This window comes from Sphingopyxis sp., assembly GCF_965279755.1.
Classification (GTDB): domain Bacteria; phylum Pseudomonadota; class Alphaproteobacteria; order Sphingomonadales; family Sphingomonadaceae; genus Sphingopyxis.
The window spans coordinates 3,425,318-3,446,028 of sequence record NZ_OZ257261.1; the positions used below are offsets into that span (position 1 = coordinate 3,425,318).

Here is a 20,711-nt window from a genome sequence, read left to right on the forward strand (position 1 = left end):
TTGGTGGCGGCGATGGTTGCCGATCTTCACCCTCAGGCTGCGAAAAATTGTTCGGGGGTCAGCGCCATCATCGCGTCGCTGCCCGCCTCGATCTTGCGGCGGAGCGAGCCGGCGTCGGGAATGAAGCGCTCACCGAAGTGGCGCGCGGTCACGATCTTCGCCTCGAGGAAGGCCTTGTTCCCGCGGCCTTCGTCAAGCGCCTTCTGCGCCGCCTCCGCCATGCGGAGCCACATCAGGCCCAGCGCGACGATACCCGCAATATGCATATAATGGTGCGCGCCGGCACCGACATTGTTCGGATTGGTCATGCCGTTCTGCATGAACCACATCGTCGCGGACTTGAGTTCGCCATTCGCCTTTTCGAGGCGACCTGCGAAATCGGCAAAAGCGGGCTTGTCCTTCGCCGCAGCGCATTCGGCGTCGACGATCGCGAACAGCGACTGGATCGCGCGGCCGCCGTTCTGCGCGAGCTTGCGGCCGACGAGGTCCATCGCCTGAACGCCGTTCGCGCCTTCATAGATCATCGTGATGCGGGCATCGCGCACATATTGCGACATGCCCTGTTCCTCGATGTAGCCGTGGCCACCGAAGACCTGCTGCGCATTGGTCGCGACCTCATAGCCCTTGTCGGTGCCATAGCCCTTGATGACGGGGGTAAGCAGGCTGACGAGGTCATCGGCCTGCTGGCGCTCCTCTTCGGTTTCGGCGACATGCGCCAGATCGACCTGCAGCGCGCCCCACAGGCAAAGCGCACGCAGCCCCTCGACCACCGCCTTGCCGTCCATCAGCATGCGGCGCACATCGGGGTGGACGAACAACGGATCTGCCTTTTCCTGCGGATCCTGCGGCCCGGTGAGCGCGCGGCCCTGACGGCGGTCGTGCGCATATTGGACGGCATTCTGGAAGGCGATGTCAGCCTGACCCAGCCCCTGGATCCCGACGCCGAGGCGCGCGGCGTTCATCATGACGAACATCGCCGCGAGGCCCTTGTTCTCCTCGCCGACCATCCAGCCCTTGGCCCCGTCGTAGTTCATGACGCAGGTCGAGTTCGCGTGGATGCCCATCTTGTGCTCGATCGACCCACACGACAGCGTGTTGCGTTCGCCCAGCGAGCCATCTTCGTTCAAGAGGAACTTGGGCACGATGAAGAGCGAGATGCCCTTCACGCTGTCAGGCGCGTCGGGGGTCTTCGCGAGGACGAGGTGGATGATGTTGTCGGTCAGGTCATGCTCGCCCGACGAGATGAAAATCTTGGTGCCGGTAATGCCATGGCTGCCATCGCCGTTCGGCGCCGCGCGGGTACGGATGAGGCCGAGATCGGTGCCGCAATGCGGCTCGGTCAGGTTCATTGTCCCGCCCCACTCCCCCGAAATCATGCGGGGCGCGTAAAGGGCTTTCTGCTCATCCGATCCCTTGACAAGGATCGCAGCGACCGCGGCCTGCGTCAGGCCGGGATACATCGAAAAGGCCTGGTTCGCGGCCATGCGATATTCCTCGACCGGAAAGCCGACGACATGTGGCAGACCCTGGCCGCCGAATTCCTCGGGCTGAGTCAACAGCGTCCAGCCCGCGTCGCAATAGGCCTTATAGGCTTCCTTGAAGCCCTCGGGCGTCGTGACCGAGCCATCCTCGTGCCGCGTGCAGCCTTCCTGATCGCCCGAATAGTTGATCGGGAACAGCACTTCCTCGCAGAATTTGCCGGCTTCGGTCAGCACCGCCTCGACCATGTCGGGGGATGCATTGGCGAAACCGGGCAGGTTCGCATAGCGCTCGATCCCGAGCACTTCGTTGAGCTGGAACAGCGTGTCCTGGATGGGGGCGCGATAGGCAGGCATGACTCGTCTCTCTGAAAAACAGGTGGCTTAGCTATAGTCTCGCCCGGGGAGGCCGTGAAGCCGAAGCTCAGTCGACTTTATGGCCGGCATCGACCTTTTTCACCGTATCGATGAAACGTGTCAGTTCCTCGACAGCGCTGTCGATATCGTCACGCTGACGCTGCAGAAGGCCGATCCGCTGCCGGCATTTCTCGATCGTCACCTGGCGCTGGGTCTTGCGACCGTCGCCGACGTCGTAGAGGTCGATCATCTCGCGAATGTCGGCCAGACTGAAACCGGTGCGCTTCGCACGCAGAATCCAGGCGAGCCGCGCGCGGTCGCGCTTCGAATAGATACGCGACAGCCCCTTGCGCGACGGGCTGATCAGCCCCTCATCCTCATAAAAGCGGAGCGCGCGGGCGGTAACGCCGAATTCTGTCGACAGATCGGTGATGCTGAACTGATCGCGGCCGAGGTGATCGGGCGTATCGATATGGGCGTGGCCGTATTCTTCGGTCATGATGGGAGGATAGTTTCCGTTGACGTGAACGTCAAGGCTGGCCGGCAGGATGAAATTGTTCCGTATCAGTCCGCGCAAGGCCGAATGATATTGCCGCGTCCGTCGCGAATCTGCAAGCGTTTCGCGTCGGCTTCGGACCAGCTTGCGCGCGGCAATCGAAGGCCGGACAGCGAGGCTCGCGCGGGGCAGAGACTATCGCATTGCGAAGGGAGCTTTCCCGGCAGACGCAGCTCGTCTTCCTCTTCATGGACGACAGCTTCGCATCCCTCGACACCGGCGAAGCGCAAACGCCAACCGCCGTCCTCCTGAGCGATCGCCCCCTTGGCTGTGCATGACAGTCCAGGACCGTAGGAGGCCGTTACCGCGAAGCGCCATTGCCCGAGACCGTCGGGGACCGCGCACATCGCGTCGCGCCCGAGTTCGTGGGCGCGCTCGAACACACCGGTCGGGGTTGCCGTATCGGGACGCACGACGCCGCGTTCGCGCGCCGCGATTTCGAGCGGGTTGTCAGCGTCGATCGCACCGCCGGCATTGCCGCCGCCCCGGTCGCAGCCCGCCAGAGCGAGCACAAACGCCAGCCAGACGATGCGGCGATCAGGCATCGTCACCGAGAAACGTCAGCGAGCCGTCGACTTCGACGCGGCGATAGAAGCAGGAGCGGCGTCCGGTGTGACAGGCCGGCCCCTCCTGCACGACACGAAGCAGAAGCGCATCCTGATCGCAATCGACCCGCATCTCGGCAAGCGCCAGTCGATTCCCTGACGTCTCGCCCTTCAGCCACAGCGAACGGCGCGAGCGCGACCAGAAATGCGCAAACCCGGTTTGTTGAGTCAGGCGGATCGCGTCGTGATTCATGTGCGCAACCATCAACAGCATACCACTGTCCGCGTCGATGACGATCGCGGTAACGAGCCCGGCGGCGTCGAAGCGCGGCAGGAAGCGGTCGGTTTCATCGCTATTCTGATCCATGCACAGCGCTGTAGAGCAGGTTTGCCGCCGCCGTAACCCCGTTCGGGTCGCCGCTGTTACAATAGTGTGAAGTTGGGGGGCGACATTTCAAACAACCCTCCCTATATGCGCGGCAGTCATCGCCCCTCGCTGCCGGAACGACATGCTGACGACCCATCCTTTCGACGACGACAAGCTCCGCGAGGAGTGTGGCGTCTTTGGTATTCACGGCGCGGAAAGCGCCGCTGCGGTTGTCGCGCTGGGGCTGCATGCCCTGCAGCACCGCGGACAGGAAGCCGCGGGCATCACGGCCTTCGACGGCAAGGATTTCCACACCCATCGCGCCATGGGCCATGTCGCGGGCAATTTCGACCGCGACGAGATCATGCGTCAGCTCGCCGGCGCGTCGTCGATCGGGCATGTGCGCTATTCGACGACCGGCGAAACTGCGTTGCGCAATGTGCAGCCCTTGTTCGCCGATCTTGCGACCGGCGGTTTTGCCGTCGCACATAACGGCAATATCTCGAACGCGACCGCGCTCCGCAAGATTCTCGTCCGCCGCGGATCGATCTTCCAGTCGACGAGCGATACCGAGGTGATCATCCACCTTGTGGCCACGTCGAACTACCGCACCCTGCTCGACCGGTTCATCGACGCGCTGAAGCAGGTCGAGGGCGCCTATTCGCTGATCTGCCTGACCGCAGAGGGCATGATCGGCTGCCGCGATCCGCTCGGCATCCGCCCGCTCGTTATTGGCAAGCTCGGCGACGCGCACATCCTGGCATCGGAAACCGTCGCGCTCGATGTGGTGGGCGCCGAATTCGTCCGTTCGGTCGAACCGGGCGAACTGGTGATCATCCGCGACGGCGAACTGACGTCACACCGTCCCTTTGCAGAACGCGACGCGCGGCCCTGCATCTTCGAATATGTCTATTTCTCGCGCCCCGATTCGATCGTCGAGGGCACGAGCGTCTATTCGGTCCGCAAGGCGATCGGCGCTGAGCTCGCGCGCGAGAATGCGGTTGATGCCGACCTTGTCATTCCCGTGCCCGATTCGGGCACGCCCGCGGCGCTTGGTTATGCGCAGGAATCGGGCATTCCCTTCGAACTCGGGATCATTCGCTCGCACTATGTCGGGCGCACGTTCATTCAGCCGGGCGACAAGGTCCGTCACCTCGGCGTCAAGCTCAAGCACAATGCAAACCGCGCGCTGATCGCCGGCAAGCGCGTGATCCTGATCGACGATTCGATCGTGCGCGGCACGACGAGCCTCAAGATCGTGCAGATGATGCGCGATGCCGGGGCGGCCGAGGTGCATATGCGCATCGCGAGCCCGCCGACACAGCACAGCTGCTTCTATGGCGTCGACACACCCGAACGCGCAAAACTGCTCGCAGCGCAGATGACGGTCGGGCAGATGGCGAATTTCATCAACGCCGACAGCCTGTCGTTCCTGACGATCGACGGCCTGTATCGCGCGCTAGGCGAAGCGAAGCGAAACGACGACCTTCCCCAATATTGCGACGCCTGCTTCACCGGCGACTATCCGACGACGCTGACCGATTTCGACGAGAACAGCATCGACGACCAATTTTCGCTGCTTGCCGAGCGCGTTGTCTGACGGAATGACCATGAAATCTGAAGAACTGGCGGGACAGGTTGCCCTCGTCACCGGTGCAAGCCGCGGTATCGGCGAAGCCATCGCCTTCTCGCTCGCGGCACGCGGGGCGCATGTCGTCATCACCGCGCGCACGCCGGGCGGACTCGAAGAGCTTGAAGACCGGATTCACGCTGCCGGCGGCAGCGCCACGATCGCCCCGCTCGACCTCACCGATGGCGACAGCATCGCGCGCCTCGCGAGCGCGATCGCCGAGCGCTGGCAGAAAATCGACATGTTGGTGCTCAATGCCGCCATGCTGGGGACGCTGACGCCGGTCGCGGCGATCGACGGCAAGGAATTCAACAAGCTGCTGACGCTGAACCTGATCGCGCAGCAGGCCCTGATCGCCAATTTCGACCCGCTGCTGCGCCGCGCCGCGAACGGCCGCCTGCTGGCGCTGTCGAGCAGCGTCGCGCGCGAGCCGCGTGCCTATTGGGGTGCCTATGCGGCATCAAAGGCAGCGTTCGAGACGCTGGTCATCAGCTATGGCGCCGAAATGCGGAACATTTCGACCCTCCGCACCGCGATTCTCGACCCCGGCGGCACCCGCACCCAGATGCGCGCGCGCGCCTATCCCGGTGAGGACCCGCAGAGCATCAAAGATCCGGAAGCCGTCGGCGAATATGTCGCCAAGCTGATGGTCGAGGGCTTTGACAGCACCGCTTTCCATGCGCTGCCCAAGGTGATGGTGGACGCTTAACCCGTTCTTTGCATATCTGTGCCAATTGCGGGCATAATCCCGCGTGGCAAAGGCAGAAGAATGAAAAGCAGCATCGTGCGATCCGTGATCGCGACCGTGGCCGGCATCGTCGTCGCTTTCGTGCTGCTGTGGCTGGCACAATATGCCGGCAGCGAAATTTCCCCCGCCGAGTATGATGTCGACACGGGAGAAATCCTGATTCCGCTGGGCTCGACGATCGCGCTGATCGTCGGCTGGTTCGTCGGAACCTTCGGCGGAGGGTGGCTCGCGATGCGTATGTCGGGCGGCGATGGGCCGGGCTGGATCGTCGCGGGCGCGGTGATCGGTGCCGCAGTCTACAGCGCAGCCGATTTTTCGGATACTTGGTGGATCATGGCGCTCGGCGTGCTTGTCCCGCTGCTCGCCGCCTGGGCCGCGAAGCGGGCGGCAGGCACGGCGCCTGCCGCCGCCTGAGCCTGCCTATTTCCCGGCGTCCTTGTCCACGGCCGCCTGCACTGCCTTGTAGAAAATCTCACGCGCACGGCCGACGCCTTCGGGATCGGTTGCGGTCGGCCAGTTGCCGTTTGAAGCGATAATGAGCTTGCGCTTGGGATCGATGAAAATCCCCTGCCCGAAGATGCCCTGAGCGGCGAAGCTGCCGTCGTCGTTCGTCCACCACTGATAGCCGTAGCCACGGCCCGGAAGGTCGATGTCGGCCTGCTTGGTTGTTGCCGCAGGAAGCCAGTCGTCGGGCAGCACCTTCTGCCCGCCCGCAACCCCGCCGTTCAGAATGAACTGGCCGAGACGCGCATAGTCCCTGAGGCTGGCCGAGATGCAGCAACCGCTGATCTCATGCCCCGTCGGGCCGAGCATCCACACCGCATCCTGCTCCATGCCAAAGGGGCCCCAGACCTTCTCCGACAGGTAATCCGAGAGCGTCTTGCCCGTTGCGCTCGAGACCAGTACACCGATCAGATTGGTTTCGCCGGTCTTGTAGACCCATTTCGAACCGGCAGGCGCTTCGCGTGGCAAGGTCTTCATATAGCTGACGGTGATATCCTCACCGGGGACGGGCTTTTGCAGGTTGAACTGCGCGACGTCGGACTTGGGATCGGTATAATCCTCGTTCCATTTGACGCCCGATGTCATCGTCAGAAGCTGCCGGACGCTGACATCGTCATAGGCCGAGCCACGCAGGCCCGGGATGTAGGCGGCGACCTTGTCATCGAGGCTCTTGATATAGCCGTCCTTCACCGCCGCACCGACGAGGGTCGAGGTGAAGCTTTTGGCGACCGAGAAGCTGGTCCAGCGGCCGGCAGCGCCATAGCCGAGCGCATATTTCTCCAGCCGGATCTTGCCATCCTGAACGATGATCAATCCCGCGTTGCGCTGCTTCGCCATATGCGCATCGACGTCGAGCCCGAGATCGAGCGGCTTGCCCTCGGGCAGCGGATACACGGTCCCGCCCGCCTTGATCCTGTGCACGACGACCTTTGGAACGGTCTCCATCGTGCGGAAGGCAAGGTCGCGTTGATCCTGGGTCCAGAACAGCACATTCAGATCCTTTGGCAGAGTGTCGGTCGTTTGTGTTTGAGCGGGACCGCCAAGCCCCAGCGCCGCTGTGCACAACAGCGCCGCCATCACGAATCTTCGCATCTGCCCCTCTCTCCCTGTTTTCAGGCTAGTTTTTCCAAAGTCACCTGCGCGACCTCGATCCCGCCGCCGCGGAAACCGCCCTCGCAATATTGCAGATAATAGCGCCAGAGCCGCACGAAGCGCTCGTCGAAGCCCGCTGGCAACTGGCCATTTGCGACCGCCGCGTCGAAACGCTCGCGCCACTGGCGCAGCGTCTCGGCATAGTCGCGGCCGAAGCGTCGCACATCGCGCCAGATCAAGCCGCGTTCCTCGGCCAGCGCGCGAAAGCGGCTTTCGGAGATCAGGCATCCGCCCGGAAAGACATAGGCCTGAATGAAATCGGTGCTGGCGGCGTAGCGTTCGAACAGCGCGTCGCTGATCAGGATATACTGGATAGCAGCACGACCGCCTGGCCGCAGCAAATTGGCAACCGCGTCCAGATAGGCCGGCCAATAGGCCTGGCCAACCGCCTCGACCATCTCGACGCTTGCGATCGCATCATACGGCCCTTCTGCGTCGCGATAATCGCAAAGCTCAATCCGCGAACGGCCGGAAAGGTCGACCGCATGGAGCCGGTGGTCGGCGATCTCGGCCTGTGCCGGCGACAGGGTGATACCCGTGTAGATGACATCGTGCCGCTCGACCGCGCGCTCGGCGAGCGCCCCCCACCCGCATCCGATCTCGAGCAGCCTGCCGCCCGAACGCAGGTCGAGCCGGTCGAGAATCGCATCGACCTTGGCCTCCTGCGCCTCCTCAAGCGACTGTTCAGGATCGGAGAAAAGCGCGCTCGAGTAGTTGAGGCCGGTATCGAGCCACAAGGCGTAGAAATCATTGCCAAGGTCGTAGTGCGCGTGGATATTTCGACGCGATCCGGCCCGGCTGTTGCGGTTCAGGAAGTGCGCAGCGCGATGGAACCAGCGCAGCGGCCCGCGCGAACGCCCCTCATTGCCCAATGTTTCGCCATTACGCATGAACAGGTCGAACAACGGCACGGGATCGGGCGAGGACCATTCACCTGCCTCCCAGGCGCGATACCAGCCAACGGAGCCTGACAGCGCAAGGCGGACGAGCGCAGCCCAGCTCTTGAGGTGGACGACCGCCGTCGGCCCCTTCCCGCGTCCGCCCAGAATGCGAACGCTGCCGTCGGGCAATTGTCCCTCGAGCGTCCCGAACGCGAGACCCGCGTCGATGCGGTCGAGCTGGCGATGAAAGAAGCTGGCCGGTGCAAGAGCCATCAACCGCGCCAGACCACCCCCCGAGCGAAACGCCCGGTCGGCGCGGAGCAGTTCCTTACCGCGGCGGGGGCTGACATGCGTGTTCATTACGCACCTTCCTGCCGCAAAAGCAGCACCCTGACAATCGCTCGTCTATGCTTTCATGACGTCATAGGCCGCAAGCGCCCGGGCGCGCGCCTCGCGATGTCCGATGATCTTTGCCGGATAGCTCGCAGGACGACCACCGGCTTCCTCGGGATCATGGATTTCCGCATCGCCGAGATGCGCAAGTTCGGGAACCCATTGCCGGATATAATCGGCCGCGTCGAATTTCTCCGACTGCGAAAGCGGCGCCATGATCCGCGGGAACATGTTGCTATCGACGCCGGTTCCGGCGACCCATTGCCAATTAACGCTGTTGTTGCCGTAGTCCGCATCGACAAGGGTATCCCAGAACCATTGCTCGCCACGGCGCCAGTCGATCAGCAGGTGCTTGATCAGAAAGCTCGCGGCGATCATCCGCACCCGGTTGTGCATCCACCCCGTGTTCCAGAGCTGGCGCATCCCGGCATCGACGACCGGATAGCCGGTACGGCCGCGCTGCCACGCCCTTAGGTCGGCATCGGCTTCACGACCGGTCCGCCAGCGCATCGCATCAAAAGCCTCGCGCGCGCTTCGCCCGCCATAGTCCGGAAATTGCAGGATCACATTCTGCGCATAATCGCGCCAGCCGACCTCCGAGAGGAAGACATCGACCGATCCGCCCGCAGCGGCAACGCGGTGCCAGACATAGGCGGGCGAGACTTCGCCGAAATGGAGATGCGGCGACAGGCGCGAACTGCCCTCGACCGACGGCAGATTACGGCGCGCGTCATAATCCGCCGCTTCGTCGACAAAATCGGCAACGCGCGCGCGGGCGCCCTCTTCCCCCGGTATCCATTCGGCCGCGAATCCGGTCGCCCAGTCCGGACCCGCCGGCAACAGCCCCCAATCGGCAAGCTTCTCCGACCGTGGCCACTTCGACGGCGCAGCGATCTCGCCTGGGCGGTTCGCCGGCGATGACGGCGGCATTTGTTCCTTCAGCGCGCGCCAGAAGGGCGTGTAGATCTTGTAGAGCCCTCCGCTTCCGGTCGTGACCGAACCCGGCGGCGCGAGGTAATTGCCGTCGTGACAGACGAGATCGAGTTGCTTCGCGACCGCCCGCTCGGCGTTGCGCCACCATGGCTCGTAATGACGCAGCGCGTGCACCTGCCCTGCGCCGCTTTCCTTCGCAATGTCTGCGAGCTGCTCGCCGCACTTGCCGCGACGGAGGATCAGGCGCGATCCCTTTTCACGCAGCGCTGCGTCGAGGCTGGCCAGACTGTGATGTAGCCACCATCGCGACGCGGCGCCCATCGCACGATGCTTCGGCGTCTCGTCGTCAAGGATATAGACCGGAATCACCGGCCCTTCGGCCGCGGCGGCGACCAACGCCGCCTGATCGGACAGTCTGAGGTCGCGGCGAAACCAGACGATGATGGGCGCGGTCATTCGGGGTAGCTTGCGGTATCGGGGGCCTGCACATGAATCGTAAAGCGATCACGCGCGAGCGGCTGCATATAGCGCTGATCGCTAAGGATGATCGCATCGCTGTCGCTCTCGGCAACCGGCATCCGGGCCCAGAAGAGGAACGCCCGCGCTGCCGGATCGCCTTTGACCCATGTTTCAAGGCGCACATCGTCCATACCGGTAGGCTGGCCGCTGATGTCTAGTTTTCCGCCGACGCCCGGCGTGAAGGAACCGCTGCCATAGCGATCACCATCACGCCAGAATATGTCGCGCGTCCAGAAGGCCAGCGGCGGCGGACTGGCAACGACGAGCGGCGCCTGATGCCCGCTGGCCAGCAGCGATGCCGCCGCCCCTCGCTCCGCCGCGCCCGTTATCAGGCCATTGGCAAAGATGTAGGTACAGACGACGGTGAAACCGGTCCACGCGGGCCTCCTCCAGCTTGCCGTGCCCTGGCGTTCGCGGCGCAGCGACAGCCACACCGACACACCGAGTGCGAGCCAAATCCAAAGATCGATGATGAACAGCGTATCGGCATAGAACCAGCGATGGCTGAACGGCTCGAGCAAGCGAACTCCATAGTTGTTGAGCCAGTCGAGCGCAGGATGGCTCAGGCAGCCGATGATGCAGAGCGCAAGCAACCAGCCCTTGTCGATCGGCAAGCGCGTTTCAGGCCGTGTGCCGCGCCGCGTCTGCCAGCGATCGAAGGCGATCAGCAACCACCAGAGGATCAACGGCAGAAGTATCAACGCGATCGGCCCGTGCGTAACCCCGCGCCGCATCGAGAGCGACTCGATGCCATAGATCGCGCAGCCCGCGTCGATATCGGGCAGGTTGGCGGCAAGAATAAGCGCCGGCATCGCAAGGCCGGTCTTCTTCTTGAGCCCCATCTGGCCTAGCACGGCGCCGACGAGGCTGTGGGTCAGGTTATCCATGCGGACCTATAAATCCGACCCGGGCCAGAGCCGCAAGATCAGAGTTCGGGGCCGCCCTCGGTCACCGTCCAGGTCTGCCCCTTCTTGAGCAGGGTCTGGAGGTCCGCCGTCTTGCCCTCTGCGGCCACCTTGTTCTGGCGGACGACGTCGGCTTCGAAGGTCGGGCGCGGGTCGTCATAGAGGACGCCGAGCGCCATCGGGAACTCGCCGAAGCGCATCTCGACGAGCATGTGCGCGACGCTGCGATTGGTGACGTCATGGACGATCACGCCTGCGGCCTCCCAATCGCCATCGACGACATCGACGGTCTTGAGGTGCAGTTCGTCTGCGTCGAGCGCGATCCCCTTGGTGCCCTTGGCATAGAGCATCGGTTCGCCGTGCTTGAGCCAGAGTTGGCGGTCTTCGGCACCCTTCGGCGCGGCGAAATCCTCGAACACATCCTTGTTGTAAACGATGCAGTTCTGGAAGATTTCGATAAAGGCCGCGCCTTTGTGGGCGTGGGCGGCCTTCAGGACGTTTGGCAATTCCTTCGAGACGTCGAACCCGCGCGCAACAAAACGTGCGCCAGCACCGAGAGCGAAGGCTGCCGGCTGTGCCGGACGGTCCACCGATCCATAGGGCGTCGAGGGGCTGGTGGTGCCGACGCGGCTCGTCGGTGAATATTGCCCCTTGGTCAGGCCGTAGATCTCGTTGTTGAACAGCATGATCTGGCAATCGAGATTGCGGCGGATCAGATGCATCGTGTGGTTGCCGCCGATCGACAGCCCGTCGCCGTCACCGGTAACGATCCAGATGTCGAGGTTCGGATTGGCAAGCTTCAGCCCCGTCGCGAACGCTGGCGCGCGGCCGTGGATCGTGTGGAAGCCATAGGTTTCCATATAATAAGGGAAACGCGACGAGCAGCCGATGCCGCTGATGAAGACGGTGTTCTCGGGCGCGGTGCCGATTTCGGGCATCGTGCGCTGCACCGCCTTCAGGATCGCATAGTCGCCGCAGCCGGGGCACCAGCGGACTTCCTGATCGGTTTCCCAATCCTTGAGCGTCGTCGTGCGCGCGATAGTGGTCATCTCGTTCATCAGAGGGCTCCCTCAATCGCGGCTTCGATTTCAGCGATGGTGAAGGGCTGGCCCGACACCTTGTTCACGGGCTTCGCATCGACCAGATACTGGTCGCGCAGCACGGTCTTTAATTGACCCGTATTCATTTCGGGCACGATCACCTTGTCATAGCTTTTGAGCAGCTCGCCCAGATTGGCAGGCAGCGGCCAGATGTGGCGGATGTGGATGTGGCTGACGTCCGCACCCTCGGCGCGTTTGCGGCGCACCGCCTGATGGATCGGGCCGAAGGTCGAGCCCCAGCCGACGACCGCGAGCTTGCCACCCTCGGCGCCCAGCTCGACGATCTGGTCGGGCACCTTGACGCCATCGACCTTAGCCTTGCGGATATCGGTCATCGCCTGGTGGTTCGACGATTCATAATTGATGTGACCGGTATCGATTTCCTTCTCGATCCCGCCGATGCGGTGGAGCAGGCCCGGCGTGCCCGGCTTGACCCACGGACGCTTGAGATTCTCGTCGCGGCCATAGGGCTTGAACCCGCCCTCCGGCGCTTCGGTCAGGAATTCGACCGGGAAGGCCTCATAGCTTTCGAGATCGGGCACGGCCCAAGGCTCCGCAGCGTTGGCGATGTAGCCGTCGGTGAGCAGAATGACCGGGGTCATATATTGCACCGCGACGCGCACCGCCTCGATTGCGCATTCGAACGCGTCGCCGGGCGAGCGCGCAGCGATCACGGGCATGGGCGCATCACCGTTGCGGCCATAGACGGCCTGATAGAGATCCGACTGCTCGGTCTTCGTCGGCAGGCCGGTCGAGGGGCCACCGCGCTGCGAATTGACGATGACGAGCGGCAGCTCGGTCATGATGGCAAGGCCCATCGCCTCGCCCTTCAGCGCGATGCCCGGACCCGACGAGCTGGTCACGCCCAGCGAGCCGCCGTAGCTGGCGCCGATCGCCGAACAGATCGCAGCGATTTCGTCCTCGGCCTGGAAGGTCGTGACGTCATATTCCTTGAGCCGAGACAGATGGTGCAGGATCGCCGACGCCGGGGTGATCGGATAGCCGCCGAAGAACATCGGCAGCTTCGCAAGTTGCGCGCCCGCGACAAGGCCGAGCGCGATCCCTTCGGCGCCGGTCAGCGTGCGGTACAGGCCCGGCGCAACGGGTGCGGGGTCGACATGATGCTGCTTGAGCGGCCCCGCCAGCTCCGCGGTCTCGCCATAAGCATGGCCCGCATTGAGCGCCGCGACGTTGGCGGCGGCGAGGTTCGGATCCTTCGCGAACTTGCCGTTGAGCCATTCGATCAGCGGCTGGCGATCACGGTCGAACATCCAGAGCGCGAGCCCCAGCGTCCACATATTCTTGCAGCGCAGCGCTTCCTTGTTGCCAAGGCCGAAGGGCTTCACAGCATCCATCGTCAACTGGCTGATGTTGAGCTTCAGAAGCTGCCATTTGGCGAGGCTGCCGTCGTCGAGCGGGTTGGCGTCATATTTCGCCTTGGCGAGGTTGCGCTCGTTGAACTCCCCCTCGTCGGCGATGATCAGGCCGCCCTGCTTGAGCTGCGGCACGTTGGTCTTGAGCGCCGCCGGGTTCATCGCAACGAGAACATCGGGCGCATCGCCCGCCGTCTCGATCGCCGAAGAACCGAAATTGATCTGGAAGGCGGAGACACCGAACAGGGTGCCCTGCGGCGCGCGGATCTCGGCGGGAAAATCGGGAAAGGTTGCAAAGTCGTTACCCGCGAGTGCCGACGAGAGCGTAAACTGACCGCCGGTCAGCTGCATCCCGTCACCGCTATCACCTGCAAAACGAACCACTACTGCATCGGAAAGGGGGGACTGCCGCTCGCCGGGCTTGTCCTCTACCGCTGTCGCCATTTTATTTGTCTGCCTCTGAATCTTGCGAACCTGTGACATTGGCCTAGGCCTCTGCGACGCCCGCCGCAATTCAGAAAAAATTGTGCGCCGCAAAGGATCAGCGCGGGGTGGGTTTCATTTCGCGATTGAATTTGAACGGCCGATGCCGAATAGCTGGCACCAGAACATAGCGAAGGGATGACAGGATGACCGACGGCACCAGCCACTACACGCGGCCCGATGTGGCCGCCTTTCTCGCTTTCCTGAACGCGCAGGAAGGCCCGAAGATGGAGGAGCTGCCGCCCGAGGGTGCGCGCGAAACCTTCCGGGCGATGGCGCAGATGGCCGACAGCCCTCGCGGAGAGATCGCCAAGGTCGAGGACCGCATTATCCCCGGTCCCGCGGGTGACATTCCGATCCGCATTTATGATAGTCATCCCGGCCGCGAGACCGGCCCGGTGCTGGTCTTCTATCACGGCGGCGGCTGGGTGATCGGTGATCTCGATACGCACGACGGCTGGTGCGCGGAGGCCGCACGCCAGCTCGATATGCCCGTGATCGCGGTTGATTATCGCCTGGCCCCCGAACACCCCTTCCCCGCCGCGCCGATCGACTGCGAGGCGGCGACACGCTGGGTTGCGGACAATATTCCCTGCACCGGGCTGGTGCTGGCCGGTGAAAGCGCAGGCGGCAACCTGACCATCGCGACGGCGCTGACCCTGCGCGACAAGCCGGCGTCGAAACCCGTTCTCGCGATCCATCCGATCTATCCTGCGGTGACGACGCACAATGACTGGCAGAGCTATCGCGATTTCGGCGAAGGCCATCTGCTCACCGAAGGCAGCATGATCTGGTTCGGCAACAACTATGCCGCCGACCCCGCCGATTATCGAGCATCGCCGCTCGATTTCCCGGCGGAAGGAATGCCGCCAACGGTGCTGACGACGGCAGGGCTCGATCCGCTCCGCGATCAGGGCCGTGCCTATGCCGCGAAGCTGGTCGAGGCAGGCGTGACCACCGTCTATCGCGAGGGTGCCGGGACGATCCACGGCTATATCAACCTGTCGCAAGCCATCCCGAGCGCCAAGGAAGATATCCGCAGTGCCTTGACAGCATTGAAGGCGCTCGTCACCGAAGCCACCGCATGAGTGACGACAACCTTCCCTACCGCCCCTGCGCCGGCGTGATGCTGGCAAACCGCGACGGCAAAATCTTCGTCGGGCAACGACTCGATTCGTCGAGCGAGGCCTGGCAGATGCCGCAAGGCGGGATCGATCCCGGCGAAGAGGCCGAGGAAGCCGCGATCCGTGAACTTGGCGAGGAGACCGGCGTCCATGGCGGACTCGTCGAGATCATCGCACGCAGCAAGACCGAGCATTTCTACGACCTGCCCGATCATCTGATGGGCAAGATGTGGGGCGGCAAGTATCGCGGCCAGCGCCAGTTCTGGTTTCTGATGCGCTTCATGGGCGAGGATGGCGACATCGACATCGCCACGAAGCATCAGGAGTTCCGGTCATGGCGCTGGGCGGAACTCGACGAGCTCGAAAAGCTCATCGTTCCGTTCAAGCGCCAGCTTTACCGCGCCGTCGTCGAGGAATTCCGCCCGCTCGTCTGATCCCGCAGCGCTAGCGCGCTTCGAAAGACATCGCCGAACATTTCGGGGGTAAGCCGCCCGGTGTTCGTGTTGTAACGCGAGCAATGATAGCTATCGACCAGATGGCGTCCATCGGGCAGCGCATGCAAGGCGCCATGCGCGAAAGGATATCCGGCGAGCCGGAGGCCTGCGGAGCGGAGCGTCGCATTATGCGCGATGCGACCGAGCGCGATGATCACCCGCACCGTCGGCAGCGCCGCAAGCTGTGCCTCGAAGAAAGGACGGCAGTTTGCGATCTCGGCTGGCGTCGGCTTGTTCCGCGGCGGCAGGCATTTAACGCTGTTGACGATGATGGCGCCATCGAGCGTCAGGCCGTCGTCGATCCGCGCGTCGTAGACGCCCCGGCTGAGGCCGAATTTCGCGAGCGTCGCGAACAGCAGGTCGCCCGCATAGTCACCGGTAAACGGGCGTCCCGTGCGGTTCGCGCCATGCTTCCCCGGCGCCAGCCCTGCAAAGGCAAGCCAAGCCTCCGGATCGCCGAAGGCATGGACCGGCGCGTTCCACCAGTCGGGATATTCGGTCCGGCATTCGCGCCGGAGCGCCACCAGCCGTGGGCAGCGCGGGCAATCGCCCGGCGGCTCGGTGCCGGGCAAGGGGCTACCAATCTCCATATAGCTGCGATAGGCGCTGCAGCATGACCAGCGCAACGCCAGCTTCCAAGGCTCCCTTGGCCCTCTATGCGATCGGCCTCGGCTCGAACCGCCGCCACGTCCGGCATGGAAATCCGCGACATATTTTGCTTGCGGCACTCGATGCACTCGAGAGCGACGACATCGAACCCGTCGATGTCAGCCCGATCATCGCAAGCGACCCGATCGGCCCGTCGCGACGACGCTATGCCAATGCGGTGGCGCTGGTTGCTTCGCCGCTGAGTCCCCCGGAGATGCTGGATCGGCTTCAGGGCATCGAAGTCGAATTCGGCCGCAGGACTGGTCAGCGCTGGAGCGCACGCACGCTGGATCTCGACATATTGCTCTGGTCCGGCGGCGCATGGAGCCGCGCCGACCTTACGATCCCGCATCCGGCGATCGCCGAACGCGCGTTCGTGCTCGGCCCGCTGCGGACGGTAGCACCGGGCTGGCGCCACCCGTTGACGGCGCGGACGGTACGCCAACTCGCCGCGCGGCTGATCCGCCCCAAGCCGGTTGACCAGAGCGCCGGGGCGCACTAGGGCGACGGCTCACTTCGGGCGCCGACACTTTTGGCGTCCCGTCGGGCCCTTAGCTCAGTCGGTAGAGCAACTGACTTTTAATCAGTAGGTCGCTGGTTCGAACCCAGCAGGGCTCACCACCTTTTATCATTGCATCACGGACTGGTCGGCGCGTCGTCGTCGTTCTTGTCGATGATGATGATCGCCGCGACACCGGCGAGAAGGCCGATCAGGCCGATGATCCAGCCCGAACTGCCGCCGAGTTCGTTGGCGTCACCTGCGGTCGACGTCACGCGGGCGCTATCCATCACTGGAGCGGCAGAGGCGGCGACCGGGACGATCGCAATCGATGCGGCGGCAAGACCGATCGCGGCTTTACGGATGATATGCATTGGAAATCCTCCACACTGGGCAATTGAACCCGACCAACGAGCTTCGGCAGGGATCGCTCCCGGCAGTTTGATGCCGGTTGCTCTGCTCGGCGCCTATTCGGCACGGACGGAGGATGGAGGAACGTTGTAGTCCGCTCAGGCGAAATGGAGGCGCCTGTATTTCCCGCGGAAATAGAGCAGCGGATCGCGATGCGGTTCGAATTGCGCGCGCACCACGCGGCCGACAAGAATGAAATGATCACCCGCTTCGTGCAGCGACTCGCGCTGGCATTCGAACGAGACGAGCGAGCTGCCGAGAAGTGGTACGCCCGTTTGCCCCGGCGCCCAGGGAAGGTTTGCAAAACGGTCCTCGCCTTTCGACGCGAAACGGTTCGACGCCGGCTGCTGTCCAATCTGAAGCACATTGACCCCGAAGTGCGCCGCGTCTCGAAGAATCGGTGCCGTTCCCGCAGTGTTCGCGACGCAAACGAGCAGCAGAGGCGGATCAAGCGAGACCGAGGTAAAGCTGTTCGCGGTAAGTCCCGCCGGGTTTCCGCTGGCATCGAGCGCGGTCACGATGGTGACACCCGTGGCGAAACAGCCCATCGCATCGCGCAGGGTGCGCGGGTCCGACCCGGCCTTGAACTCCATCGCCTCGCGCGGCTGTCGCCTCTCGAGGAAATCGAGGAGCTGGCCGAGCAGCGCTTCATCGCGATCGACGGCAAGGGCGATGTCGGTCTCCTCGATATCGACGCTCTCGCCGATCGGCAGTCCGGCGCGGAACGCATCGCTCGCCGGGGTGCATTCGGCCGGAGAAAAGCCGCCGCGAACCACGAGCGTGGGCAGCGCGAGCCGAGGCGCGGCAGCGACCGCATCGTCGGTCACGGGCATGTCGACGAGCACGAGTCCGGCGGCAAGATGCGCGCCATCAGGCGCCAGCGCCTGCGCGGCGACCCATCCGCCGCGCCGCGCCGCGACAACGACCGGGCGCGATCCCATCTGCGCAAGCACCGCGCGCAGATCCTCGACCTGCGCGACCTGATCGTCAGAATTCCAGTCAGACCCGACAGCCGGGCGCGGCTCGAGATTGACAACCCGCCGCCCGGACAGGACCAGCGCATCGGCAACGCTGCGCCACGCTTCGCGCCCCTGCCCTGCATCGGGCAAAAGCAGGATCGCGGGGTCGTTGTCGTCGCCGATCAGATCGGCCGACAGGCGGATACCGCCAAATCCCTTATATTCGACGATAGACAAGCGAATCCCTTGGCGGGCCCGCGGTCGCTGGTGCGGGCATGGTTACGGTGAGGGCACCAGCATAGCGGCACCCGTCACCGTGCCGCAAGGCGGCAGCTTCACCTTGTCAGCGGCGGAAGCCCGCGAGCCGCTGGTCGACGATCGCATCGGCCTCGCTGATGATGCGATCGATCAGTTCCTGACAGCTCGGGATATCGTGAATGAGACCCTGAACCATGCCGGCCCAGAAGACACCCTTGCTAAGGTCGCCCGTTTCGAGCAGTTCGCGCCCGGCCTTGCCATTCACCAGTTCGGCGACATCGGCGAAGGTCGCGTCGGGCTGAGCCAGACGGCGCACCACTTCTTCCGATACCGCGCTCTTGCCGACGCGCGCAGTGTTCTTGAGGCTACGGAAGATGAGGAAGCTGCCGCGCTCGTCATTGTCGACATAGGCCTGCTTCACATTGTCGTGGATAGGCGCTTCCCTGGTGGCGCAGAAGCGCGTTCCCATGTTCACGCCCTCGGCGCCGAGGCTGAGCGCCGCGACGAGGCCGCGCCCGTCGCCGAAGCCACCCGATGCGAGCATCGGGATCTTTACCTTGTCGGCGGCCGCGGGAATCAGGATCAGTCCCGGAATATCGTCTTCGCCTGGATGGCCCGCGCACTCGAAGCCGTCGATCGAGATGATATCGCAGCCGGCTTTTTCGGCCGACAACGCATGGCGCACCGCGGTACATTTGTGCAGGATCGTCACACCGTGCGGCTTCAGCATTTCCCAGATTTCACGAACCGCCTGCGTCCCTGCGGTTTCGACGATCTTGACGCCGCCGTCGATGATCGCCTGTGCATAGGCTTTGTAATCGGGGGCATTGATCGTCGGAAAGACAGTCATGTTCACGCCGAACGGCTTGCCGGTCATCGACCGGCAGCGCTCGATCTCGTCGCGCAGCGCTTCGGGGCTCGGCTGGGTCAGCGCGGTGAGGATTCCAAGACCACCGGCGTTCGAAACCGCGCTCGCCAGTTCGGCATAACCGACGCTCTGCATCCCGCCCTGAACGATCGGATGCACGATCCCCAGCATTTCCGTGATGCGCGTCTTGAAAGCCATGACATTCCTCCCTGATCGAACCTTACCTTACGGCATTGCTGCGCGCGGGCATGAATTAACTTGACGCTTACGTCAACGTCCGGTTGAGAGAATTCGATTAGAGCATGAAGGGAATCGGGATGACGGCGACGACGCACAGCGGAATTTCGGATCGGGCGCTGGCGATTGCCGCAAAGGTGGAAGCCTTTGTTCGCGAGATCGTCGCCCCTTATGAACAGGATCCGCGCCGCGACCATCATGGTGCCCCGACCGACGAACTCGTCATGGAGATGCGCGCGCACGCCCGCGCCGCTGGCGTCCTGACCCCGCACATCCTGTCCGACGGCAGCCATCTCAATCAGCGTGAGACCGCGGTAGTGCTCATCAAGAGCGGCCTGTCCCCGCTCGGTCCGCTCGCGTGCAACACGATGGCTCCCGACGAGGGCAATATGTATCTGCTCGGGAAAGAAGGCAGCCCCGAACTCAAGGAGCGCTTCCTGAAACCGATGGTCGCGGGAGAGGTCCGTTCGGCCTTCTTCATGACCGAACCCGCCGACGAAGGCGGCGCGGGTTCGGACCCGTCGATGATGCAGACCACCTGCCACCTCGACGGCAATCACTGGGTGATCAACGGCCGCAAGACGTTCATTACCGGCGCCGATGGCGCGCGCGTCGGTATCGTGATGGCCAAGGCGCAGGAAGGCGCCTGTATGTTCCTGGTCGACCTGCCCGACCCCGCAATCCGCGTCGACCATGTGCCGAACACCATCGACAGTTCGATGCCCGGCGGCCATGCCACACTGACCATCGAAAATCTGCGCGTGCCGGCGGATCAGATGCTGGGCGAGGCTGGCGAAGGATTTCGCTATGCCCAGGTCCGCCTCTCGCCCGCGCGCCTGTCGCACTGCATGCGCTGGCTCGGCGCCTGCATCCGCGCCAACGAGATCGCGACCGACTATGCGAACCGCCGCATGGCGTTCGGCAAGCCGTTGATCGATCACGAAGGCGTCGGCTTCATGCTCGCCGAAAATCTGATCGATATCAAACAGTCCGAATTGATGATCGACTGGTGCGCCGGGGTGCTCGACACCGGATCGCTCGGAACGGCCGAAAGCTCGATGGCCAAGGTGGCGGTGTCGGAAGCGCTGATGCGGATCGCCGACCGCTGCGTTCAGGTGATGGGCGGCACCGGCGTCACCGACAAGACGATCGTCGAGCAGGTGTTCCGCGAGGTCCGCGCCTTCCGCATCTATGACGGCCCGACCGAGGTTCACAAATGGAGCCTCGCCAAAAAGATCAAGCGCGACTGGCGCGCGGGCCTCGCCTGACAGGAGCATCAGTTGACTGTC

General features: G+C 63.7%; 21 protein-coding genes and 1 tRNA gene. 8 read left to right on the top strand and 14 right to left on the bottom strand.

Annotated elements, in window-relative coordinates:
* Positions 1-32 precede the first annotated feature (32 nt).
* The 4 genes from ACQY80_RS16940 to hisI form a co-directional block, all read right to left on the bottom strand.
* Positions 33-1,835 (bottom strand): acyl-CoA dehydrogenase C-terminal domain-containing protein, encoded by a 1,803-nt coding sequence (locus ACQY80_RS16940; protein ID WP_428681940.1) that lies wholly within the window; start codon positions 1,833-1,835, stop codon positions 33-35.
* A 67-nt stretch (positions 1,836-1,902) separates the two neighbouring features.
* Positions 1,903-2,334 carry a MerR family transcriptional regulator gene (locus tag ACQY80_RS16945; protein WP_428681942.1) on the bottom strand — a complete coding sequence of 144 codons (432 nt, stop codon included), beginning with the start codon at positions 2,332-2,334 and terminating at the stop codon, positions 1,903-1,905.
* Positions 2,335-2,399: 65 nt separating this feature from the next.
* Positions 2,400-2,936: a hypothetical protein gene (locus ACQY80_RS16950; protein ID WP_428685913.1), complete on the bottom strand. Its 537-nt coding sequence runs from the start codon at positions 2,934-2,936 to the stop codon at positions 2,400-2,402.
* A complete protein-coding gene (hisI, locus tag ACQY80_RS16955) occupies positions 2,929-3,303 on the bottom strand; it encodes a phosphoribosyl-AMP cyclohydrolase (RefSeq protein ID WP_428681944.1) in 375 nt (124 codons plus the stop codon). The genes ACQY80_RS16950 and hisI overlap by 8 nt, the downstream gene beginning before the upstream one ends.
* Before the next feature lie 142 nt (positions 3,304-3,445).
* Between hisI and purF the strand changes: the two genes are divergently transcribed.
* From purF to ACQY80_RS16970, 3 genes are read left to right on the top strand one after another with little or no spacing between them, the layout of a single operon-like run.
* Complete coding sequence (gene purF / locus ACQY80_RS16960) at positions 3,446-4,903, top strand: amidophosphoribosyltransferase (RefSeq protein WP_428681946.1); 1,458 nt, start codon at positions 3,446-3,448, stop codon at positions 4,901-4,903.
* Between the two features lie 10 nt (positions 4,904-4,913).
* On the top strand, positions 4,914-5,642 hold the full coding sequence (locus ACQY80_RS16965; protein ID WP_428681948.1) for an SDR family NAD(P)-dependent oxidoreductase: 729 nt from the start codon (positions 4,914-4,916) through the stop codon (positions 5,640-5,642).
* 60 nt (positions 5,643-5,702) lie between these two features.
* A complete protein-coding gene (locus ACQY80_RS16970; RefSeq protein WP_428681950.1) occupies positions 5,703-6,095 on the top strand; it encodes a hypothetical protein in 393 nt (130 codons plus the stop codon).
* Positions 6,096-6,101: 6 nt separating this feature from the next.
* On the opposite strand, the gene ACQY80_RS16975 is transcribed toward ACQY80_RS16970, so the two are convergent.
* The 6 genes from ACQY80_RS16975 to ACQY80_RS17000 are packed head-to-tail and all read right to left on the bottom strand — an operon-like array spanning position 6,102 to position 13,885.
* The gene (locus ACQY80_RS16975) at positions 6,102-7,277 is read right to left on the bottom strand and encodes a serine hydrolase domain-containing protein (protein ID WP_428681952.1); all 1,176 of its coding nucleotides are present in this window, start codon (positions 7,275-7,277) and stop codon (positions 6,102-6,104) included.
* A 20-nt stretch (positions 7,278-7,297) separates the two neighbouring features.
* Positions 7,298-8,578 carry a class I SAM-dependent methyltransferase gene (locus ACQY80_RS16980; protein ID WP_428681954.1) on the bottom strand — a complete coding sequence of 427 codons (1,281 nt, stop codon included), beginning with the start codon at positions 8,576-8,578 and terminating at the stop codon, positions 7,298-7,300.
* Between the two features lie 45 nt (positions 8,579-8,623).
* Entirely contained in the window at positions 8,624-10,000 is a 1,377-nt protein-coding gene (locus ACQY80_RS16985) for a cryptochrome/photolyase family protein (RefSeq protein WP_428681956.1), read from the bottom strand.
* On the bottom strand, positions 9,997-10,950 hold the full coding sequence (locus tag ACQY80_RS16990; RefSeq protein WP_428681958.1) for a metal-dependent hydrolase: 954 nt from the start codon (positions 10,948-10,950) through the stop codon (positions 9,997-9,999). Before ACQY80_RS16990 ends, ACQY80_RS16985 begins: the two co-directional genes overlap by 4 nt.
* Before the next feature lie 38 nt (positions 10,951-10,988).
* Positions 10,989-12,026, bottom strand: coding sequence for a 2-oxoacid:ferredoxin oxidoreductase subunit beta (locus ACQY80_RS16995; RefSeq protein WP_428681960.1), 1,038 nt, complete (start codon positions 12,024-12,026; stop codon positions 10,989-10,991).
* Positions 12,026-13,885: a 2-oxoacid:acceptor oxidoreductase subunit alpha gene (locus ACQY80_RS17000; protein WP_428681962.1), complete on the bottom strand. Its 1,860-nt coding sequence runs from the start codon at positions 13,883-13,885 to the stop codon at positions 12,026-12,028. Before ACQY80_RS17000 ends, ACQY80_RS16995 begins: the two co-directional genes overlap by 1 nt.
* A gap of 185 nt (positions 13,886-14,070) precedes the next feature.
* On the opposite strand from ACQY80_RS17000, the gene ACQY80_RS17005 reads away from it, so the two are divergent.
* Positions 14,071-15,012, top strand: a complete 942-nt coding sequence (locus ACQY80_RS17005) for an alpha/beta hydrolase (protein ID WP_428681964.1) — start codon at positions 14,071-14,073, stop codon at positions 15,010-15,012.
* Complete coding sequence (locus tag ACQY80_RS17010) at positions 15,009-15,482, top strand: RNA pyrophosphohydrolase (RefSeq protein WP_428681966.1); 474 nt, start codon at positions 15,009-15,011, stop codon at positions 15,480-15,482. The genes ACQY80_RS17005 and ACQY80_RS17010 overlap by 4 nt, the downstream gene beginning before the upstream one ends.
* On the opposite strand, the gene ACQY80_RS17015 is transcribed toward ACQY80_RS17010, so the two are convergent.
* The gene (locus tag ACQY80_RS17015; RefSeq protein ID WP_428685915.1) at positions 15,443-16,132 is read right to left on the bottom strand and encodes a uracil-DNA glycosylase; all 690 of its coding nucleotides are present in this window, start codon (positions 16,130-16,132) and stop codon (positions 15,443-15,445) included. The genes ACQY80_RS17010 and ACQY80_RS17015 overlap by 40 nt on opposite strands.
* Before the next feature lie 23 nt (positions 16,133-16,155).
* Between ACQY80_RS17015 and folK the strand changes: the two genes are divergently transcribed.
* Together folK and ACQY80_RS17025 are read left to right on the top strand one after the other, a co-directional pair.
* Entirely contained in the window at positions 16,156-16,692 is a 537-nt protein-coding gene (gene folK, locus ACQY80_RS17020; protein ID WP_428681968.1) for a 2-amino-4-hydroxy-6-hydroxymethyldihydropteridine diphosphokinase, read from the top strand.
* Positions 16,693-16,735: 43 nt separating this feature from the next.
* Positions 16,736-16,811: transfer RNA gene (locus ACQY80_RS17025), tRNA-Lys, on the top strand.
* Between the two features lie 15 nt (positions 16,812-16,826).
* On the opposite strand, the gene ACQY80_RS17030 is transcribed toward ACQY80_RS17025, so the two are convergent.
* The 3 genes from ACQY80_RS17030 to ACQY80_RS17040 all read right to left on the bottom strand — a co-directional run bounded on the left by ACQY80_RS17030 (position 16,827) and on the right by ACQY80_RS17040 (position 19,383).
* Positions 16,827-17,063 carry a hypothetical protein gene (locus ACQY80_RS17030; protein WP_428681970.1) on the bottom strand — a complete coding sequence of 79 codons (237 nt, stop codon included), beginning with the start codon at positions 17,061-17,063 and terminating at the stop codon, positions 16,827-16,829.
* A gap of 135 nt (positions 17,064-17,198) precedes the next feature.
* On the bottom strand, positions 17,199-18,296 hold the full coding sequence (locus tag ACQY80_RS17035) for a flavin reductase (protein WP_428681972.1): 1,098 nt from the start codon (positions 18,294-18,296) through the stop codon (positions 17,199-17,201).
* A 106-nt stretch (positions 18,297-18,402) separates the two neighbouring features.
* The gene (locus tag ACQY80_RS17040) at positions 18,403-19,383 is read right to left on the bottom strand and encodes an NAD(P)H-dependent flavin oxidoreductase (RefSeq protein WP_428681974.1); all 981 of its coding nucleotides are present in this window, start codon (positions 19,381-19,383) and stop codon (positions 18,403-18,405) included.
* 119 nt (positions 19,384-19,502) lie between these two features.
* Between ACQY80_RS17040 and ACQY80_RS17045 the strand changes: the two genes are divergently transcribed.
* On the top strand, positions 19,503-20,690 hold the full coding sequence (locus tag ACQY80_RS17045; RefSeq protein ID WP_428681976.1) for an acyl-CoA dehydrogenase family protein: 1,188 nt from the start codon (positions 19,503-19,505) through the stop codon (positions 20,688-20,690).
* Positions 20,691-20,711: the final 21 nt, after the last annotated feature.

Coding starts and splice junctions, on each gene's coding strand:
- folK (WP_428681968.1), top strand. CDS start 16,156: ATGACCAGCGCAACGCCAGCTTCCAAGGCTCCCTTGGCCCTCTATGCG.
- ACQY80_RS17045 (WP_428681976.1), top strand. CDS start 19,503: ATGACGGCGACGACGCACAGCGGAATTTCGGATCGGGCGCTGGCGATT.
- ACQY80_RS17010 (WP_428681966.1), top strand. CDS start 15,009: ATGAGTGACGACAACCTTCCCTACCGCCCCTGCGCCGGCGTGATGCTG.
- hisI (WP_428681944.1), bottom strand. CDS start 3,303: ATGGATCAGAATAGCGATGAAACCGACCGCTTCCTGCCGCGCTTCGAC.
- ACQY80_RS17030 (WP_428681970.1), bottom strand. CDS start 17,063: ATGCATATCATCCGTAAAGCCGCGATCGGTCTTGCCGCCGCATCGATT.
- ACQY80_RS17000 (WP_428681962.1), bottom strand. CDS start 13,885: ATGGCGACAGCGGTAGAGGACAAGCCCGGCGAGCGGCAGTCCCCCCTT.
- ACQY80_RS16940 (WP_428681940.1), bottom strand. CDS start 1,835: ATGCCTGCCTATCGCGCCCCCATCCAGGACACGCTGTTCCAGCTCAAC.
- ACQY80_RS17040 (WP_428681974.1), bottom strand. CDS start 19,383: ATGGCTTTCAAGACGCGCATCACGGAAATGCTGGGGATCGTGCATCCG.
- ACQY80_RS16995 (WP_428681960.1), bottom strand. CDS start 12,026: ATGAACGAGATGACCACTATCGCGCGCACGACGACGCTCAAGGATTGG.
- ACQY80_RS16990 (WP_428681958.1), bottom strand. CDS start 10,950: ATGGATAACCTGACCCACAGCCTCGTCGGCGCCGTGCTAGGCCAGATG.
- ACQY80_RS16950 (WP_428685913.1), bottom strand. CDS start 2,936: ATGCCTGATCGCCGCATCGTCTGGCTGGCGTTTGTGCTCGCTCTGGCG.
- ACQY80_RS16965 (WP_428681948.1), top strand. CDS start 4,914: ATGAAATCTGAAGAACTGGCGGGACAGGTTGCCCTCGTCACCGGTGCA.
- ACQY80_RS16980 (WP_428681954.1), bottom strand. CDS start 8,578: ATGAACACGCATGTCAGCCCCCGCCGCGGTAAGGAACTGCTCCGCGCC.
- ACQY80_RS16985 (WP_428681956.1), bottom strand. CDS start 10,000: ATGACCGCGCCCATCATCGTCTGGTTTCGCCGCGACCTCAGACTGTCC.
- purF (WP_428681946.1), top strand. CDS start 3,446: ATGCTGACGACCCATCCTTTCGACGACGACAAGCTCCGCGAGGAGTGT.
- ACQY80_RS16975 (WP_428681952.1), bottom strand. CDS start 7,277: ATGCGAAGATTCGTGATGGCGGCGCTGTTGTGCACAGCGGCGCTGGGG.
- ACQY80_RS16970 (WP_428681950.1), top strand. CDS start 5,703: ATGAAAAGCAGCATCGTGCGATCCGTGATCGCGACCGTGGCCGGCATC.
- ACQY80_RS16945 (WP_428681942.1), bottom strand. CDS start 2,334: ATGACCGAAGAATACGGCCACGCCCATATCGATACGCCCGATCACCTC.
- ACQY80_RS17015 (WP_428685915.1), bottom strand. CDS start 16,132: ATGGAGATTGGTAGCCCCTTGCCCGGCACCGAGCCGCCGGGCGATTGC.
- ACQY80_RS17005 (WP_428681964.1), top strand. CDS start 14,071: ATGACCGACGGCACCAGCCACTACACGCGGCCCGATGTGGCCGCCTTT.